Here is a 17,572-nt window from a genome sequence, read left to right on the forward strand (position 1 = left end):
CAGTGGGACACTCCGGTGATCGAAGCTACCGCCGCGTCTTAGATAGATCTCGTCGACCTCAAAGTTGAGAAAAGCAAACCAAGGAGCCATCGTGACCGCGCAATTCGCCCTCGCCCATCCGGCCGCCGCGACCGGCCAATGCCCGGTCGCGCACGGTGCCTCAGAACACGGTGTCCCAACGAAGAACCACGGCTATGCCCCCTTCGCGATGACTGACCCGTTCCCCTCCTACGCCGCCCTGCGCGAGAACGAACCGGTCATGTTCGATGAGGAGCTCGGCTACTTCATCGTGTCCCGCTACGACGACGTCAAGGCCACCTTCGACAACTGGCAGGTCTTCAGCAGCGAGAATGCCCAGGCCCCGGTGCGGCCCCGCGGCGCAGCGGCCACCACGATCATGAACGATGGCGGCTTCACCGCCTACTCCGGCCTGAGTGCCCGCATCCCCCCGGAGCACACCCGCTTGCGCGCCATCGTGCAGAAGGAATTCACGCCGCGCCGCTACAAGAAGCTCGAACCCACCATTCGCGAGAACACGGCACGCCTGCTCACGCAAATGCTGTCTCACCCGGATGCCCGCGGCGACTTCCTCAAAGACGTCGCGGTGGACATCCCCACCATCACCATCCTCGGACTGCTCGGCGTCGGCCCCGAGATGGTCGCGACCTACAAGAAGTGGTCCGACTCCCGCGCCGCCATGACCTGGGGCGACCTGACGGACGACGAGCAAATTCCGCACGCGCACAACCTCGTGGACTACTGGACCGAGTGCCTGCGCCTCGTGAAGAACGCCCACGACCAACTCGAGAACAACGAAAACGGCGACAACCTCGTCTTCGACCTCGTGCAGGCGCAGTCCACCGGCTCCGAGATCTCCGACCACGAGATCGCCTCGGTCTGTTACAGCCTGCTCTTTGCCGGCCACGAGACCACGACAACACTGATCTCGAATACCATCCGCGAACTGCTCGCCCACCCCGCCGAGTGGCAGAAGCTGATCGACGACCCGAGCCGCATCCCGACCGCGATCGACGAGACGCTGCGCTTCTCCCCGAGCATCGTCGGCTGGCGGCGCAAGGCACTCGAAGACACCGAGATCGGCGGCGTAAAGATTCCGGCCGGGTCGAACATCCTCTTGCTGATGGGCTCGGCCAACCGCGACCCCGGCACCTTCGAGCAGCCAGAAACCTTCGACATCAACCGGGTCAATGCCCGCAACCACCTGTCGTTCGGCTTTGGCATCCACTACTGCCTCGGCAACATGCTCGCCAAGATGCAAGACAAAATCGTCGTCGAAGAGACCCTCAAAGCGGCACCGGGGCTGCGCCTGATCGACACCGAAAAGATCGAGTTCGGAGACAACCTGTCGTTCAGGGCGCCCACCTCGGTGCCCGTCACCTGGGGAGAAAATAAATGACCACCACACCGTACATTCAGTTTTTCGACGGCACGGATGCTCCCCGCCACGACCTGCTCGGCGGCAAGTGCGCCTCGCTGGTCGCCCTCACCCAGGCCGGCATGCCGGTGCCGCCCGGCTTCGCCATCACCACCGCCTCCTACGACGCGTTCATCGCCGCCGCCGGGATCGAACAGGACATCCACTCGATGCTGGCCAGCCTCGACGCCGACGACGTGGCCGAGGTCGATCGGGTCTCGGCCCAGCTGCGCTACGAGATCGAGAGCCGTCCGGTGCCCGCCGCCGTGCGCGCCGACTTCGTTGCCGCCTACCACGCACTTCAGGCGCGGTTCAGCGAACCGGTTCCGGTGGCCGTGCGCTCCTCCGCGACCGCCGAGGACCTGCCAGACGCGAGCTTCGCCGGCCAGCAGGACACCTATCTATGGCTGAACGGTATCGACGACGTCACCGAGCACATCCGTCGCTGCTGGGCCTCACTGTTCACCTCCCGCGCGATCACCTACCGGCTCAAGAACAACATCCCGGGCGAGGGCCTCTCCATGGCCGTCGCCGTGCAGAAGATGGTCAACGCCCGCGCTGCCGGCGTCGCCATCACCATGGATCCGACCACCGGCGACCGCTCCAAGATCGTCATGGAGGCCTCCTACGGCCTCGGCGAATTGGTCGTCTCCGGCCTGGTCACCCCCGACAACGTCACCGTCGACAAGATCATGCTCATGGTCGTCAAGCGCGTGATCGGCGATAAGCACGCCGAGCTCGTGCCCGATGCGGCCAACGGGGCACTGGTCGAACTCGAGGTGTCGGCCGCTCGCCGCGGGGTGCTCTCGATCAGCGAGACCGAGATCACCGCCATCGCGACCATCGCCAAGAAGGCCGAGAAGCACTTCAAATGCCCGCAGGACATCGAGTGGGCCCTCGACCGCGACCTGCCCGATGGCCAAAACCTATTGCTGCTGCAGTCCCGCCCCGAGACCGTGCATTCTTCGCGCAGTTCAGATACGCGAACGGATGCCGTTGCCGTCGCCCCCACCGCCGGGTACGGCATCGAGAGCATCACCCGATCACTTCTGGTGCAGGCCGGCAAACCAACGATATAAACCCGACCTGCGCCATCCGCTTGGAAAGTCATTTCACCCGCGCACCACCTTCGAGAACGGTTTTCTTATGACAGAGAAGTCATTTCCCAGCCCCTATGACCAGGCCCCGGCCCAGGGCGCCGAGGGCTGGAAAGAGCTGTACGCCTACAACCTGGTGTTCCAAGAGAACCGCCGCGAGGTCGAAGAGGCCAAGTTCTGGTTCTGCGACAGCCAGCACTGGCCCACCGTGACCAAGCCGTTCGAGACCATCGGTTTCGAGTTCGCCGTGTCGTGCCTCGGCCAGTACAACACCCGGCACCTGCTCATTCCGCCGGCGAACGGCATTGAGTTTCGCATTCACAACGGCTACGTCTTCATGTCGCCGGTGGGCGTGCCCGAGGCGGAGATCGCCCCCCGCGTGCCCGAGTTCATGGCGCGGGCCGGCCACTACTTTCAGAACTGGGAGACCCTGCTCGAGCAGTGGCAGGGCAAGATTCGCGGCACCATCGACGAGCTCGGCGCACTGAACTTCGACGCCCTTCCCGACAAGGTCGACATCGATGACGTCACGAGCGGCAAGGGCACCGGCCCGAACAACGACCTGCTCGCCCAGTACGACGCGCTGATCGCGCTCACCTACCGCGCCTGGCAGTACCACTTCGAGTTTCTCAATCTCGGCTATGTGGCCTACCTCGACTTCTTCAGCTTCTGCAAGGAGGTCTTCCCAGGCATTCCCGACCAGGCCGTCGCCAAGATGGTGCAGGGCGTCGATATGGAACTGTTCCGACCCGACGACGAGCTCAAGAAGCTCGCCAAGCTGGCCATCGAACTGGGCCTGACCGGCCTGTTCGGCAACACCGCGAACCCGGAACAGACCCTCGCTGGCATTGCGGCCGCCACCGGCGGTGCCGCCTGGATCGCCGCCTTCGACGAGGCCAAGGACCCGTGGTTCAACTTCACCGTCGGCAACGGTTTCTACGCCCACGACAAGTACTGGATGGACCACCTCGAACTTCCGCTCGGCTACATCAGCGACTACATCGGGCGGTTGCAGGCTGGCCAGACCATCGACCGCCCGGTCGCCGAGCTGGTCGCCGAGCGCGACCGCATCACCGAGGAGTACTCGGAGCTGCTCACCGCCGAACAGCTCGCCGCGTTCGAGGGCAAGCTCGGCCTGGCCCGCCAGGTCTACCCCTACGTCGAGAACCACAACTTCTACATCGAGCACTGGACCATGGGCGTGTTCTGGCGCAAGGCCCGCCAGCTCTCAGCGATGCTGCAGGAGCAGGGCTTCTGGCCAACGGCCGACGGGATGTTCTTCCTCCGCCGCGACGAGGTGCGCGAGGCCCTGTTCGACTACGTCACCGGTTGGGCGGTCGGCGCACCCGCGATCGGCCCGTCGTACTGGCCCGAGGAGGTCGAGCGTCGCCGCGTCATAGTGGATGCCCTGCAGCAGCAGCGCCCGCAGCCAGCCCTCAACACCCCGCCGGCCGTCATTACGGAACCGTTCACCCTCATGCTCTGGGGCATCACGAGCGACCAGATCAAGAACTGGCTCGGCGATTCCGACGCGCCAGAGGGAGAGTTCCGCGGTATGGCGGCCTCGAGTGGTGTGGCCGAAGGGCCGGCCCGCGTCATTAGCAGCTCGGACCAGCTCTCCGAGGTGCAGGAGGGCGACATTCTCGTCGCCCCCGTGACAGCACCGTCGTGGGGTCCGATCTTCGGCAAGATTCGTGCCACGGTCACCGACATCGGCGGCATGATGAGCCACGCGGCCATCGTCTGCCGGGAATACGGCATGCCGGCCGTCACCGGAACCGGCACAGCCTCGTCGCAGATCGTGACCGGGCAGTGGCTGCGTGTCGACGGCAATAACGGAACTGTGACCATCGTGCTTGATCATGTTGCTGAGGACCACGCGCACGACCTGAGCCTGGCCGGCGACGCGGCGATCCAGCTGGAAGACGCACTCGAAGGCAGCCATGCCTGATCCGCGCACGGACCAGCCCGCCACTCGCGTTCCTAGTGCGGGCGCGAGAACGGTGCTGATCACCGGCGCCGCCGGCGGGCTGGGCCGTGCCTTTGCCCTGGGCTTCGCAGCCCAGGGCGACCGGGTGGTCGTCGCTGACACCAACTTGGAGGGCGCGCAGCAGACCGTGGCGCTCCTTGAAGCGGCCGGCGGCACCGCCCTCGCCCTCCAGGCCAACGTGACGCAGCTGGGCTCCGTCACCCAGCTCGCAGCGGATGCCTCAGCCTTCGCGAGCGACGGCAAGATCGACGTCATCATCAACAACGCGGCGATCTACGCCACCATCACCCGGTCGCCCTTCGAGGAGATCGACGTGGACGAGTGGGATCGCGTGATGGCCGTGAACCTCAAGGGCCCGTGGCTGGTCACCCGCGCCTGTTCCCCCTACCTGGCCGACGGAGCCGCGGTGATCAACCTGTCGAGCGCGACCGTGCTCAGCGGATCCGCCCAGTGGGCGCACTACGTGGCGTCGAAGGGCGGCGTGATTGCCCTCACCCGGGTGCTCGCCAAGGAGCTCGGCGACCGCAATATCACCGTGAACGCGATCGCTCCCGGCTTCACCCTCACCGAGGCCAGCTACGGCCTGATCGAGGGAGCCGCCGAGTACGGCGTCGACCGCGGTTCGATCAAACGGGCCAGTGAGCCCGCCGACATCGTTGGGGCCGCCCTGTTTTTGGCCGGCCCCGGCTCCCGCTACATCACCGGCCAGACCCTCGTGGTCGACGGTGGCCGACAGTTTCTGTAAGGAGATAAGAATGCCTTCCGTAACCTACATATCCGCCGCCGGCAGTGAAACGGCCGTCGCGGGATTCGCCGGCGACTCTGTCATGGAGACCGCCGTGCGCAACGGTGTTCCCGGCATCGTCGCCGAGTGCGGCGGCAGCCTCTCCTGCGCCACCTGCCACGTCTTCGTCTGCGCCGACAGCGTCTTCCCTCCAATGGAAGACCTCGAAGACGACATGCTCGACGGCACCGCCGTCGACCGCGAGGCTAACTCCCGGCTCTCCTGCCAGCTCAAGCTGAGCGACGTCGATATTCGCGTGACCACCCCCGAAACGCAGGTGTAGCGATGACCGGCACCGGAACATCCGCTCACGCATCACAAGCGCGAGGCACTCTTATTATTGGCGCCTGCCAGGCCGGCGTGCAGCTCGCCTCGAGCCTGCGCGAGCTCGGCGACACCGAGCCCATCGTGCTCGTCGGCGAAGAACCGCACGCGCCGTACCAGCGGCCGCCGCTGTCGAAAGCGTTCCTCAAGGGCGAGGCCACGGCCGATTCGCTCACCTTTCGCACCCACGAGTTCTACTCCGAGCACAACATTGAACTTGTCACGCGGGAACGCATCGTGTCGATCGAGCGTGATGCGACCGGCGGGGTCGCCACGGCCGAATCCGGTCGCCGTTTCGAATTCGCCCGGCTCGCGCTCACCACGGGCGCCGTTCCGCGCCAGATTCCGTTCGAGGGCAGCGAACTCGAAGGCGTCAGCTACCTGCGCACCGCAACGGATGCCGCCCTGCTCGAACAGAGACTGGCCACAGCTTCCGACGTGGTCGTGGTCGGCGGCGGGTTCATCGGCCTCGAGGTAGCGGCCGGAGTCCGCGCCGCAGGCAAGACCGTGACCGTGCTGGAGGCGGCTCCCCGACTCGTCGGCCGAGCCGTCTCCGAAGCGACGAGCGCGTTCTACCTCGCGGCGCATCGGCGGCGCGGCACCCGGGTGGTGTTGAACGCCCAGGTCGTTCGCTTTCTCGGCCAGCACGATCGGGTGACCGGGGTTGAACTGGGCTCCGGCGACGTGATCCCGTCCGACGTCGTACTCATTGGCGTCGGCGTCATCCCACGCACCGAACTCGCCGAACAGCTCGGGCTCGTCATCGACAACGGCGTCGTCGTCGACGCGAGCGCGCTCTGCTCCGACGGCCTTACCGTCGCCGCGGGAGACTGCGCCAACCTGCCAAACCCCTCGCTGACGCCCGGCGGCATCCCGCGCCTGCGCCTGGAAAGCGTGCAGAACGCGGTCGAACAGGCCAAGGTCGCCGCCGCGACGCTGCTCGGTCTGCCCGCCGAATACTCCACCGTGCCGTGGTTCTGGAGCGACCAGGCCGACCTCAAACTGCAGATCGCCGGCCTCAGTGGCGGCCACGACCAGATCATACTGCGCGGTGACCCCGAGACGGAGAAGTTCTCGGTGCTGTACTACCGCGCCGGGCAACTCATCGCCGCCGACTGCGTGAACCGGCCGCTCGACTTCATCGCCGTGCGCGCCATGCTGCACTCGGGGCAGCACCTGCCGGCAGACCGCGCCGACGACCTGTCGCTGCCGCTGAAGAAACTGTTCCTTCCTGCCGTGCCCGTTTTGATCGGAAAGTGACCCCATGACACTGCAGACCGAAGAACTCGTCGACACCTCGCCCATCGCGGCCGGCGTGACCTCCATCGACCTCAACGCCCTCTGGAGGGCCGTGCGGCCGGAAATGCGCTCACGCTCGAACGACATCCACATCCCCATCTCGTTCGCGTTCGCCGAGCGTCTCTGCCTGGCCTACCCCGAAGCGGATGCCCTCGTAGTGCGCGTGGCCATCCTGCTGCATGACACCGGCTGGGCCCGGGTGGACGAGACCAAAATCATCTCCGAGGGGTTCGGCGCCAACTGGCGGCAGGCGGACATCCGCTACGAGCACGAGATCAAGGGCTGCGAGATCGCCCGCGAGGTGCTGCCGGCCCTCGGCTACGACCTGGACTTCGTGGCCCGCGTCACCGACATCATCGACGGGCACGACACCCGCCCGGAGAGCTATTCGATCGAGGATTCCCTGGTGCGCGACGCTGACCGCCTGTGGCGCTTCACCACCACCGGAATCGCGCTCGCCTCGGGTTGGTTCGGCCAGGAGCCATCCGCTTACTGCCGGCGCCTGCGCACCGATATCATCCCCGAGCTGATCACCGCGGCCGCTCATGAGATGGCGCTCGCCGAACTCGAACGTGCCGAGGCCCTGCTGCAAACGGATGTCCTTGCCAGCGGCGTCGACGCGCCCGCCCTCGACGGGAGCGGCGCGTGACCAGCCTGGTTGACGCTCAGCCGGTGACCGCCAACCTGCCCTACCGGCACACCGACGACCTGTTCATTGACGGCGACTGGACGCCGGCCACCGGCACCGGTCGAACCCTGGTGACCAACCCGGCAACGGAAGAGGTCTGGGGGTCGGTGCCGCAGGCATCCGCCGCCGATCTTGACCGGGCGGTCGCGGCTGCGCGTCATGCCTTCAGCGGATGGCGTGCCCTGACTCCCACAGACCGCGCTGGCTTTCTGCTGCGGCTGGCCGACGAGGTCGAGAAGCGCGCCGAGGCGATCTCGCACACCAACACCTGGGAGAACGGGTCGCCGGTCGCGGAATCCAGCCGGGCCGCCGGCAACGCCGCCTCGATCTTTCGCTACTTCGCCTCGCTCGCCGGCCTGCTCGAAACGCCGGACGTTCGCCCGTTTCCCGACGGGTCGGGCGAGACCGTGGTGCGGCAGGACCCGATCGGCGTCTGTGCGCTGATCGCGCCGTGGAACTTTCCGATCAACCTCGTTGTCGCCAAGCTCGCCCCGGCCCTGATGGCCGGCTGCACCGTCGTGATCAAGCCGGCCTCGCCGACCCCGCTCTCGGTGCGGCTCATTGTCGATGCAGCTGTGGCCGCGTGCATTCCGCCCGGGGTGATCAACCTCGTCACCGGGCCCGGCTCGTTCGGCGACGCGCTGGTGAAGCACCCCGGCATCGACAAGGTGGCCTTCACCGGGTCGACCCCGGTCGGGCGCACGATCGCCGGGGCCTGCGGCACACTGCTGCGACCGGTCACGCTCGAACTGGGCGGAAAGTCGTCCGCGCTCGTGCTGCCCGACGTCGACCTCGACGCGCTGTCGAAAGTTTTGATCCGCACCTGCATGCGCAACACCGGGCAGACCTGCTACATCTCGACCCGCATTCTCGCGCCGGCCGAGCGCTATGACGAGCTCGTCGACATGGTCACCGCCACCATCGCGGCCGCCAAACAGGGCGATCCGATGCAGCCCGACACTGTTTTCGGACCGGCCGCCACGCGCGCCCAGGAGCAGACCGTGCGCGAATACCTGCGCAGCGGCGCGGCCGAAGGCGCCCGCGCAACGACCGGCGGCGACGTACCATCCGACTTTGATCAGGGATTCTTCGTGAAGCCCACGGTGTTCGCCGATGTGACGCCCGACATGCGCATCGCCAGGGAGGAGATCTTCGGCCCGGTGCTGTCGATCCTGCGCTACTCCTCGATCGACGAGGGGGTGGCGCTCGCCAACAACACGTCGTTCGGGCTGGGCGGCACGATCTTCTCCGCGGACCCCGACCGGGCGTTCGCGCTCGCCTCGCGCCTCGACACCGGCTCGGTGGGGCTCGGCTTCTTCGCCTCAAATCATGCGGCGCCGTTCGCCGGGCGCCACGATTCTGGCCTCGGCGCCGAGTTCGGGCCGGAGGGTCTGAAGGCCTATCTCGTGCCGCAGTCGGTGCACCGCCGCATCCGCTGACCTCTACACCGGGAAACCTGAACAATCCCACATTCAGAGAGTCGCACGGCGCCGGCTCGCGCATGTGCCACCCTTAGGAATAAATAAAGTTTCGGTCGCGCGCCTAATGCAGTTGTAGCCAAGCCAATGGAGGCCTGATGAACGAGCGCAATCCCTATTCGGTCATGAGGCGCAAACCCATTACCGACATTGGCAATGAGGCCGCCAAGAACGGTCTCTTCAAGAGCCTCGGACTCTGGCAGCTCACCGCGATCGGCGTCGGCGGCATCATTGGAATCGGTATTTTCACCCTCGCTGGACTCGTTGCGAACGGCGGCCCGGACGGCGAAGGCGCAGGTCCGGCCGTGCTTATCTCGTTCTTGATCGCCGGACTCGCGAGCGCCGCCGCGGCCCTCAGCTACGCGGAGTTCGCCGGAATGATTCCTCGCGCCGGCTCTGCGTACACCTACGGCTATGTCGCCCTCGGTGAGATCGTCGGCTGGTTCATCGGCTGGGATCTGCTGCTCGAGTACATCGCGATCGTCGCCGTCGTCGCGATCGGCATCTCGGGGTACTTCACCGAGTTCATGAGTGGCATCGGCATCGACGTTCCGACCTGGATGCAGGGCACCCCCGATACCCTGGACGGCGGCCTGATCAACCTGCCCGCCATCGTGGTGTGCGTGCTCGTGACGTTTATCCTCAGCCGTGGAACGCAGACCTTCGGCCGCTTTGAGCTCGTCGCCGTAGGGCTCAAGGTGCTGTTGATCCTCGCCATCATCGCGCTGGGGTTCTTCTACATCAACACCCAGAATTACGTTCCATTCTTGCCGAACGGGTTCGGCGCGGTCTTCACCGGCGCAGCCACTGTCTTCTTCGCCGTCTTCGGCTATGACGCCATGAGTACCGCCGCCGAAGAGGCCAAAGATGGCAAGAAGCACATGCCGAAGGCAATTTTGCTCTCGCTCGCCATCGCCATGGTGCTCTACGTGCTCGCCACTCTCGTGCTCACTGGCATGCAGAATTGGCAGGATATCGACCCGACCGCCGCCTTTGCCGTCGCGTTCCAGTCCGTTGGGCTTCCAGTCGTCGCGACCGTGCTCTCGGCCTTCGCTGTCATCTCGATCCTCACCGTCATGCTGACCTTCCTGCTCGGCGTCAGTCGGGTCTGGTTCTCGATGAGCCGCGATGGCTTGCTGCCGAAATGGTTCTCCGGCACCGATAAAAGGGGAACCCCCGCCCGCGTGACTTGGATCGCCGGCCTGGCCGCGGCCGTACTGGCCGGGGTCTTCCCGATCCGTTTGATTGCAGACCTCACCAACATCGGGATTCTTGCCGCCTTCGTTGTGGTCTGCGTCGCCGTGATCGTGCTGCGACGCACCCGCCCCGATGTTCCGCGCACCTTCAGGCTGCCTTTCATGCCCTGGGTACCCGTGTTCGGGGTGCTCGCCTCTGCCTTCCTCATCACGCAGCTGCACTGGGAGACCTGGCTGCGCTTCGGCATCTGGCTTGTCATCGGTCTGGTCATCTACTTCTTCTATGGTCGCCGCAACTCGGTCATGAACCCGAAGAGCCCGCGCTACATTGAGCATCCGGTCGATCCGCACTAGCCACGCACCGGCAACGGCAACGGATACGGATGCGGCACCGCATCTGCTCAGCTGATCAGCGCGCGCCGACGACCATCCAGGCCATACTGCGGGCTCGCAGTGACAGTGTCACGGCGCGGGCACCGAGGTAGCCGAGCGCGAACGCCGCCATGAGCAGCGCGAGCCCGGCCTCGCCCGCCGGCGCCCAGGCGAGTACCGCGCCGGCGAGTGGCACGAACACGGCGAGGTTGACCAGCCCGGTCAGTGCCAGATAGCGGGCATCGCCGGCTCCGATCAGCACGCCGTCGAGCACGAATACGACTGCGCCGAGGGGAACGGACGCCCCCAGCACGATCAGGGTCAGTGGCAGCAGGGAGGTCACGGCTGAGGCATTGGTGAACGCATGTCCGAGCACGCCGCTCGTGCCGATGACGACGACAGCGAGCACGAGGCCGGCGAGTACGCCCCACTCCAGGCAGCGGCGGAGCACCGCGCGAACCTGAGCCACATCCCCGGCGCCGAGGCCGCGCCCGACGAGGGCCTGGGCGGCGATCGCGAGGGCGTCGAGGGCGAAGGCGAGCGTCGCGAACAGGGTCATTGCGATCTGAAAAGCGGCGAGTTCGGGGGAGCCGAGCTGGGCGGCAACGAACACGGCGAGCAGCATGGCGGCGCGCAGGCTCAGGGTGCGCAGGAACAGCCAGCCGCCGCTTCGGACGCCGATCAACATGCCTTTTCGGTGCGGACGTAGCGGCGCGCTGTGGCGCCGGGCATGCCTGGCGACCACGACGAGGTACACGGCGACCATGCCCCACTGCGCCACGACGGTGCCCACGGCAGAGCCGGCGATGCCCCAGCCGAACAGGTAGATGAACACGTAATTGAGCGCGATATTCGCGCCGAAACCGATCCCGGCCACGTAGAGCGGGGTGCGGGTGTCTTGCAGGCCGCGCAGCAGTCCGGTGGCCGCGAACACCAGCAGCATGGCGGGCAAGCCGAACATGGAGATGCCGAGGTAGGTGGCGGCATCCGCTGTCACGGTCGTTTTGGCGCCGAACGCGCCGACCAGCGCCGGGGTGGCGAGCAGGCCGAAGGCCGCGAGCACGACGCCGAGGCCGAGGGCGAGCCAGAGCCCGTCGATGCCGACCGAGACGGCCCGGCGCGTGTCGCCGGCACCGAGCCATCGGGCCACCGCCGGGGTGGTGCTGTAGGCCAGAAAGACCATGAGGCCGATGATGGTCTGCAGCACCGCGCTGGCCAGGCCGAGTCCGGCCAGCGGGGTGGTGCCGAGGTGCCCGACCATGGCCGAATCGGCCAGCAGAAACAGCGGTTCGGCCACGAGGGCGCCGAGCGCGGGCACGGCGAGGCGCAGAATGTCCCGGTCAATGGGCTGGGCCCGCAGAATGTTGATGGTTCGACTCTACGGCGGCACCGCGCGCCCCCGCGGCCGCGCCCGATATCGGTGCTCGCTATGCCCGTTACCGTATCGGGCGCGGTCATCCGCTGGCCGCTTCCAAGAATGCCAATAATGCACAACGGATGCCGACGGCTCACCGTGCGAAGGCGGCTCCAGTCAGGCCAAGCATCGTGCGGAATTGTTAAGAATGCCGAATCTTTCACTAATGATGAACGCGAATTCGGCCTATCGCTGGCCCCATCCGGATAGGTTCGTGGCAGAAGCTTCTGCCGACCGTGGACGCTTCGGGCACGCTCTGCTGCGCCGGCAACACCAATTCCGGCCCAAGGTGCCCCTTCCATCCGCAAGGGTGATTGCCGCCTCACAGACGAGTGTGCCAACATCCGCTTCGAAAGGCTCCACCGTGCCTGATAACCAAACACACCAGGAGGCACCGAGCATCGGCGTCGTCCGCGAGAGCGGGGCGGATGAGCGGCGCGTCGCCCTCGTGCCGCGCGCCGTGGCCTCCCTCATTGCGAAGGGACTTGACGTTGTCGTCGAGTCCGGCGCGGGGGCGGAGGCCCTCATGGGTGACGACCTCTACCTCGCAGCCGGCGCCACCATAGGTGACGCCTGGAGCGCGGACATCGTGCTCAAGGTCGCTCCGCCCACCGACACCGAGATCGCTCGGCTGACGGCGGGCTCGACGCTGATCGGGTTCCTCGCACCGCGAAACACCAAGAACAAGATCGCCGCCCTGCAGAACGCGGGCATCGTCGGTTACGCGGTCGAGGCGATCCCGCGCATCTCCCGGGCTCAGGTCATGGACGCCTTGTCGTCGCAGGCGAACGTCGCCGGCTACAAGTCCGTCATCCTGGCCGCATCCCTCTCGACCAGGTTCTTCCCGATGCTCACCACCGCGGCGGGCACGGTCAAGCCGGCCAGCGTGCTCGTGCTCGGTGTCGGCGTTGCGGGGCTGCAGGCGCTCGCGACCGCCAAAAGGCTCGGCGGCCGTGCCACCGGCTATGACGTGCGTCCGGAGGTCGCCGACCAGGTGCATTCGGTCGGAGCCCAGTGGCTCGACGTTGGCATTGATGCGGCCGGTGACGGCGGCTATGCCCGCGAACTTACCGCCGGGGAGCGCGCCCAGCAGCAGACCGCCCTCGAGACTGCGATTTCCACTTTCGATGTCGTGATCACCACCGCGCTTGTTCCGGGGCGTCCGGCGCCGCGGCTCGTGACCGCCGCGGCCGTGCACGGTATGAAACCGGGCAGTGTCGTCATCGACATGGCCGGCGAGACCGGCGGCAACTGCGAGCTCACAGTTCCCGGCGAGACCGTGGTCATCAATGGTGTCACGATTGCGTCCCCGCTCAACCTGCCCTCGACAATGCCCGAGCATGCGAGCGAGCTGTACTCGAAGAACCTCACCGCGCTGCTCGAGTTGCTCGTGCGTGACGGCCGACTCGACCCGGACTATTCCGACGACGTGGTGGCGCTCTCCTGCGTCACACGCGTTTCAGTCTCGAACAGGATCTGACCATGGACTACACCGGCTTTTTGGCGAATATCGCCATTCTCGTACTCTCGGGCTTCATCGGCTTCGCCGTGATCTCCAAGGTGCCCAACACCCTGCACACCCCGCTCATGTCGGGCACCAATGCCATCCACGGCATCGTCGTGCTCGGCGCCCTGGTCGTTCTCGGCACCGCGCACAACCCCAGCATTCCGCTGCAGATCATCTCCTTCGTGGCGATCGTGTTCGGAACCGTCAACGTCATCGGCGGCTTCGTCGTGACCGACCGAATGCTCGCCATGTTCAAAACCCGCCCCACCAGCGGCGCGACCGACGGGAAGAACTGACCATGGATATCCTCGTCTACGCCCTCTATATCGTCGCCTTCGCCATGTTCATTCTCGGGCTGTCGGGGCTGACCGCGCCCCGGTCTGCCGTGCGCGGCAACAAGATCGCCGCGGCCGGCATGGGCGTCGCATTCATCGCGACCCTGATCCACATCCGCGAAACCAGCAGCTGGCTGGTGATCATCGCCGCCCTCGTGGTGGGAGTGATCGTCGGCATCCCGCCCGCCCGCAAGGTGAAGATGACGGCGGTGCCGCAGCTCGTCGCCCTGTTCAACGGCGTCGGCGGCGGAACAGTCGCCCTCATCGCTTGGGGCGAGTTCATCGAAAGCGACGGCTTCACCGGCCTGCGCGTCGCGTCCGGCCCGGTGCTTCCGCTCGTCATCGCCTCCCTGTTCGCGGCCATCATCGGTTCCTTGTCGTTCTGGGGCTCGATCGTGGCGTTCATGAAACTGCAGCAGATTTTGCCCGGGCATCCGCTCTCGGTCGGCCGCCTGCAGCAGCCGCTCAACGCGATCCTGTTCCTCGGCTCCGTGCTCGCGGCCGTCATCGTCGGGATCGGCTCGGCCAGTACCGGCGCAGATCCGATCTGGTTCGGCGTAATCCTGATCCTGGCCGGCATCCTCGGGGTCATGACCGTGCTCCCGATCGGCGGCGCCGACATGCCGGTCGTCATCTCCCTGCTCAACGCGCTCACCGGTCTCTCGGCGGCAGCGGCCGGGCTCGCGCTGAACAACATCGCGATGATCGTCGCCGGTATGATCGTCGGGGCGTCGGGCACGATCCTCACCAACCTCATGGCCAAGGCCATGAACCGGTCGATCCTTTCCATCGTGGCCGGCGGCTTCGGCGGCGGTTCCACGGGCGTTGCGGCAACCAGCACCGGTGACCAGCACGCGAAGTCCACTTCAGCAGCGGATGCCGCGATCAAGCTCGCCTACGCCAACCAGGTCATCGTCGTGCCCGGCTACGGCCTGGCTGTGGCCCAGGCCCAGCACGCCGTGAAAGACATGGCCAAGGTGCTCGAAGCCCGCGGCATCGAGGTCAAGTACGCCATCCACCCGGTGGCCGGACGTATGCCGGGGCACATGAACGTGCTCCTCGCCGAGGCCGACGTCTCCTACGACGCCATGAAGGAAATGGACGACATCAACGGCGAGTTCTCACGCACGGACGTCACCATCGTCATCGGCGCCAACGATGTCACCAACCCCGCGGCCCGCAACGACCCCAACTCGCCCATCTTCGGCATGCCCGTGCTGAACGTGACCGAGTCCCGGTCGGTGATCGTGCTCAAACGCTCGATGAGCTCGGGCTTCGCCGGCATCGAAAACCCTCTGTTCTTCGCGACCAACACCACCATGCTCTTCGGCGACGCCAAGAAGTCCGTTGCCCAGGTGACCGAGGAGCTCAAGGCGCTGTAAGCGTTCTTGTTGCACGACCGCGCCTGATACCGGTGGTCGCTACGCCCGTTACCGTAGCGCCCACCCGTATCGGGTGCGCGCTACCCGGTTGCGGTAAGCCTCGCCGGGTGGCCGGTGTCGCGTGATCGGTCTAGGGACCAGAGGGTGCGTGGCCGGCTCCGACATGTCCGATTTGGGAGATTAGGTAACTTTAGGAAAAATAGATAAACCAAACTAAAGTGCCTAAACTGTCCACGTGGAAAACATTGACAACCCGTACACACCGAATGCCGGCGCCGCACCTGAGATCCTCATCGGGCGAGACGCTCAGACGGAGGCCTTCGAGACGCTGCTCAAGCGACTTTCCCGCGGCAGGTCCGAGCAATCGATGATTATCACTGGGCTCCGGGGGGTTGGCAAGACGGTACTGCTCAATCGATTCGTCGAAATAGCCATCGCTTCAAAATGGGAAGTGATCGAGCTCGAGGCGAGCAAACACAACAACACTCATTTTCGTCAGGCAATGTTCTCGCAGCTAAAGTCCGCACTACTTCGGCTGGCACCGAGAGCTCGATGGACTGCTCGAGGCAAGCGCGCTGCCGAGGTGCTTAGCGCATTCGCGGTGTCAGTGGATGGCCAAGGCGCAAGGTCACTCTCGTGGGATGTTCCACCAGCAGAAGGCTTTGCCGACCATGGCGATCTTGGCATGGATCTGACCGACGTACTTGTTGCGATTGGTGAAGCCGCGAAGGAGCAAGAAAAGGGATTGGTAATCCTAATTGACGAAGTGCAATTCCTGGGAAGCCCTCAACTCGAAGCCCTGATTCAGGCCGTACACAAGACGGTGCAGAAGAAGTTGCCCGTCACTTTCGTCGGGGCCGGTCTTCCTCAAATCACAGAACTAGCGGGCGATGCCAAGTCGTATGCTGAACGGCTCTTCAAATTTCCGAAGATTGGATCGCTCGAAGGCGACGACGCGCGAAAGGCGCTCACCGAGCCCGCAGCCAATGAGGGCGCAATTTTTAACGAGGATGCCGTCGACCTTGCAATGGAGATGACTCGGGGGTATCCCTACTTCATCCAGGAGCTCGGGTATCAGGTCTGGACGGTGGCGAACGCGCATCGGATCACCCGTGACGATGTTGCGATTGCAAAGGAAGCCTACGATTCCAAGCTTGACGGATCCTTCTTCCGAGTCCGACTCGATCGGTCAACGCCCCTTCAGGCTGCATACATGAGGGCGATGGCTGAACTGGGGCCGGGCGCACAAAAGGCGTCAGATGTTGCGCGAATCATGGGACGAGAATCGACACAGGTCGGTCCGACTCGGGCGGAGTTGATAGAAATGGGCCTCCTGTATACACCGGAACATGGCTACGCCGCGTTCACTGTCCCCGACTTTGACCAATTCATGTTGCGGGCTGTTCCGACGTTGGACGTTCCCGCCCCACAACGACGGAAAAAAACCACGCCGACCCCGTAAAAAAGCAGCGGTCCTGCGCGGTAGGCCGGATTGAAGAAGCGGAACTTTCCAATGCTGATGCCGCAGAACCGCGGTTTGACTGTGTACAGCATCCGCTCGCCGTCATGATCCCCTTCGTGACCGACGACGTATAGATCCTGGATGACAACTCAAGTCGGGCAGCATTTGGCCGAGTCTAATTTGACTTGGTTTCAGCTAATTTGTCGAGCGTGGTTTCTACGTCTCGTGCGACCGTCGTCAGAAGGAGACGTCGATCCTTGTCTCTGTTTGAATTACCAGTTGTTCTGTCACTACTGGGTCAACGTCGCGCAGCGTTTGTTCGAGGTCTTCGACAGAAAGTACGGGGTGATGCCGAGCACATTGTGTATCGATGAGTGTCGTTACGTAGACAGCAACCGCACTAGCCCAGGACGGGATCTGCTCCCTATCCGGTTCCAGGCCCTCGTGCTGGGCCGCGTTCCGAGGGCGCCTGAGCTGCCTGATGTCCGGCAAGACGCCGGGAACCCAACGTTCGCCAAGTGACTCCTTTAGTTTGCTAATCAGGTCATCGAGATTGCCGCTTTTCGGCACGGGTACACCGCTGGTGACGGCCACGATGGCGCTGGCCCGCTCAACGACCGTATCTAGTGCTACCAGCGCCGTTCCGCGCCGGTATTTCGTGGCTCGATTGCATTGCAGGAGAGCGTTCTCCAGCGCCAGTCTGAGTGAGACAAGTTGCTCGACTTCGTGGGGTGTTAGGGCGTCCATCTCGCGGTATCACGCACCTTTCGTCGTGCAGCCTAAGGTACCCGCTGACAGCGAACAATTGG

General features: G+C 65.0%; 15 protein-coding genes. 13 read left to right on the forward strand and 2 right to left on the reverse strand.

The features are described 5' to 3' along the window. The first annotated feature begins 91 nt into the window (after positions 1 to 91). The 9 genes from CXY77_RS03990 (at position 92) to CXY77_RS04030 (ending at position 10,645) form a co-directional block, all read left to right on the forward strand. Positions 92 to 1,417 carry a cytochrome P450 gene (locus tag CXY77_RS03990; RefSeq protein ID WP_233197213.1) on the forward strand — a complete coding sequence of 442 codons (1,326 nt, stop codon included), beginning with the start codon at positions 92 to 94 and terminating at the stop codon, positions 1,415 to 1,417. Then, a complete protein-coding gene (locus tag CXY77_RS03995; protein ID WP_104129730.1) occupies positions 1,414 to 2,514 on the forward strand; it encodes a PEP/pyruvate-binding domain-containing protein in 1,101 nt (366 codons plus the stop codon). Before CXY77_RS03990 ends, CXY77_RS03995 begins: the two co-directional genes overlap by 4 nt. A gap of 67 nt (positions 2,515 to 2,581) precedes the next feature. Then, on the forward strand, positions 2,582 to 4,483 hold the full coding sequence (locus tag CXY77_RS04000; protein WP_092338545.1) for a PEP-utilizing enzyme: 1,902 nt from the start codon (positions 2,582 to 2,584) through the stop codon (positions 4,481 to 4,483). Then, complete coding sequence (locus tag CXY77_RS04005) at positions 4,476 to 5,267, forward strand: SDR family NAD(P)-dependent oxidoreductase (RefSeq protein ID WP_092338547.1); 792 nt, start codon at positions 4,476 to 4,478, stop codon at positions 5,265 to 5,267. Before CXY77_RS04000 ends, CXY77_RS04005 begins: the two co-directional genes overlap by 8 nt. Before the next feature lie 10 nt (positions 5,268 to 5,277). Continuing rightward, entirely contained in the window at positions 5,278 to 5,589 is a 312-nt protein-coding gene (locus tag CXY77_RS04010; RefSeq protein ID WP_092338549.1) for a 2Fe-2S iron-sulfur cluster-binding protein, read from the forward strand. Between the two features lie 2 nt (positions 5,590 to 5,591). After that, entirely contained in the window at positions 5,592 to 6,890 is a 1,299-nt protein-coding gene (locus tag CXY77_RS04015) for an NAD(P)/FAD-dependent oxidoreductase (RefSeq protein WP_092338551.1), read from the forward strand. Positions 6,891 to 6,894: 4 nt separating this feature from the next. Further along, positions 6,895 to 7,578 (forward strand): HD domain-containing protein, encoded by a 684-nt coding sequence (locus tag CXY77_RS04020; RefSeq protein WP_092338554.1) that lies wholly within the window; start codon positions 6,895 to 6,897, stop codon positions 7,576 to 7,578. Further along, positions 7,575 to 9,056, forward strand: coding sequence for an aldehyde dehydrogenase family protein (locus CXY77_RS04025; RefSeq protein ID WP_199181875.1), 1,482 nt, complete (start codon positions 7,575 to 7,577; stop codon positions 9,054 to 9,056). The genes CXY77_RS04020 and CXY77_RS04025 overlap by 4 nt, the downstream gene beginning before the upstream one ends. Positions 9,057 to 9,193: 137 nt before the next feature. Beyond that, positions 9,194 to 10,645 (forward strand): amino acid permease, encoded by a 1,452-nt coding sequence (locus CXY77_RS04030; protein ID WP_092338556.1) that lies wholly within the window; start codon positions 9,194 to 9,196, stop codon positions 10,643 to 10,645. Between the two features lie 55 nt (positions 10,646 to 10,700). Here CXY77_RS04030 and CXY77_RS04035 read toward each other — a convergent pair whose 3' ends face one another. Next, the gene (locus CXY77_RS04035; RefSeq protein WP_104129731.1) at positions 10,701 to 12,023 is read right to left on the reverse strand and encodes an MATE family efflux transporter; all 1,323 of its coding nucleotides are present in this window, start codon (positions 12,021 to 12,023) and stop codon (positions 10,701 to 10,703) included. 418 nt (positions 12,024 to 12,441) lie between these two features. Here CXY77_RS04035 and CXY77_RS04040 point away from each other — a divergent pair, with 418 nt between their 5' ends. From CXY77_RS04040 to CXY77_RS04055, 4 genes are all read left to right on the forward strand, one after another. Beyond that, on the forward strand, positions 12,442 to 13,557 hold the full coding sequence (locus CXY77_RS04040) for an NAD(P) transhydrogenase subunit alpha (protein ID WP_104129732.1): 1,116 nt from the start codon (positions 12,442 to 12,444) through the stop codon (positions 13,555 to 13,557). Between the two features lie 2 nt (positions 13,558 to 13,559). Beyond that, positions 13,560 to 13,880, forward strand: a complete 321-nt coding sequence (locus CXY77_RS04045) for an NAD(P) transhydrogenase subunit alpha (RefSeq protein ID WP_092338562.1) — start codon at positions 13,560 to 13,562, stop codon at positions 13,878 to 13,880. 2 nt (positions 13,881 to 13,882) lie between these two features. Then, positions 13,883 to 15,301, forward strand: coding sequence for an NAD(P)(+) transhydrogenase (Re/Si-specific) subunit beta (locus tag CXY77_RS04050; RefSeq protein WP_104089891.1), 1,419 nt, complete (start codon positions 13,883 to 13,885; stop codon positions 15,299 to 15,301). A 235-nt stretch (positions 15,302 to 15,536) separates the two neighbouring features. Then, complete coding sequence (locus CXY77_RS04055; RefSeq protein ID WP_104129733.1) at positions 15,537 to 16,763, forward strand: ATP-binding protein; 1,227 nt, start codon at positions 15,537 to 15,539, stop codon at positions 16,761 to 16,763. 237 nt (positions 16,764 to 17,000) lie between these two features. On the opposite strand, the gene CXY77_RS04060 is transcribed toward CXY77_RS04055, so the two are convergent. Further along, positions 17,001 to 17,510, reverse strand: coding sequence for a hypothetical protein (locus tag CXY77_RS04060; RefSeq protein WP_104129734.1), 510 nt, complete (start codon positions 17,508 to 17,510; stop codon positions 17,001 to 17,003). Positions 17,511 to 17,572: the final 62 nt, after the last annotated feature.

Origin of the sequence: Cryobacterium sp. N21 (genome assembly GCF_002929575.1) — a bacterium.
GTDB lineage: Bacteria > Actinomycetota > Actinomycetes > Actinomycetales > Microbacteriaceae > Cryobacterium > Cryobacterium flavum.

Coding starts and splice junctions, on each gene's coding strand:
- CXY77_RS03995 (WP_104129730.1), top strand. CDS start 1,414: ATGACCACCACACCGTACATTCAGTTTTTCGACGGCACGGATGCTCCC.
- CXY77_RS04000 (WP_092338545.1), top strand. CDS start 2,582: ATGACAGAGAAGTCATTTCCCAGCCCCTATGACCAGGCCCCGGCCCAG.
- CXY77_RS04005 (WP_092338547.1), top strand. CDS start 4,476: ATGCCTGATCCGCGCACGGACCAGCCCGCCACTCGCGTTCCTAGTGCG.
- CXY77_RS04010 (WP_092338549.1), top strand. CDS start 5,278: ATGCCTTCCGTAACCTACATATCCGCCGCCGGCAGTGAAACGGCCGTC.
- CXY77_RS04015 (WP_092338551.1), top strand. CDS start 5,592: ATGACCGGCACCGGAACATCCGCTCACGCATCACAAGCGCGAGGCACT.
- CXY77_RS04020 (WP_092338554.1), top strand. CDS start 6,895: ATGACACTGCAGACCGAAGAACTCGTCGACACCTCGCCCATCGCGGCC.
- CXY77_RS04030 (WP_092338556.1), top strand. CDS start 9,194: ATGAACGAGCGCAATCCCTATTCGGTCATGAGGCGCAAACCCATTACC.
- CXY77_RS04045 (WP_092338562.1), top strand. CDS start 13,560: ATGGACTACACCGGCTTTTTGGCGAATATCGCCATTCTCGTACTCTCG.
- CXY77_RS04050 (WP_104089891.1), top strand. CDS start 13,883: ATGGATATCCTCGTCTACGCCCTCTATATCGTCGCCTTCGCCATGTTC.
- CXY77_RS04060 (WP_104129734.1), bottom strand. CDS start 17,510: ATGGACGCCCTAACACCCCACGAAGTCGAGCAACTTGTCTCACTCAGA.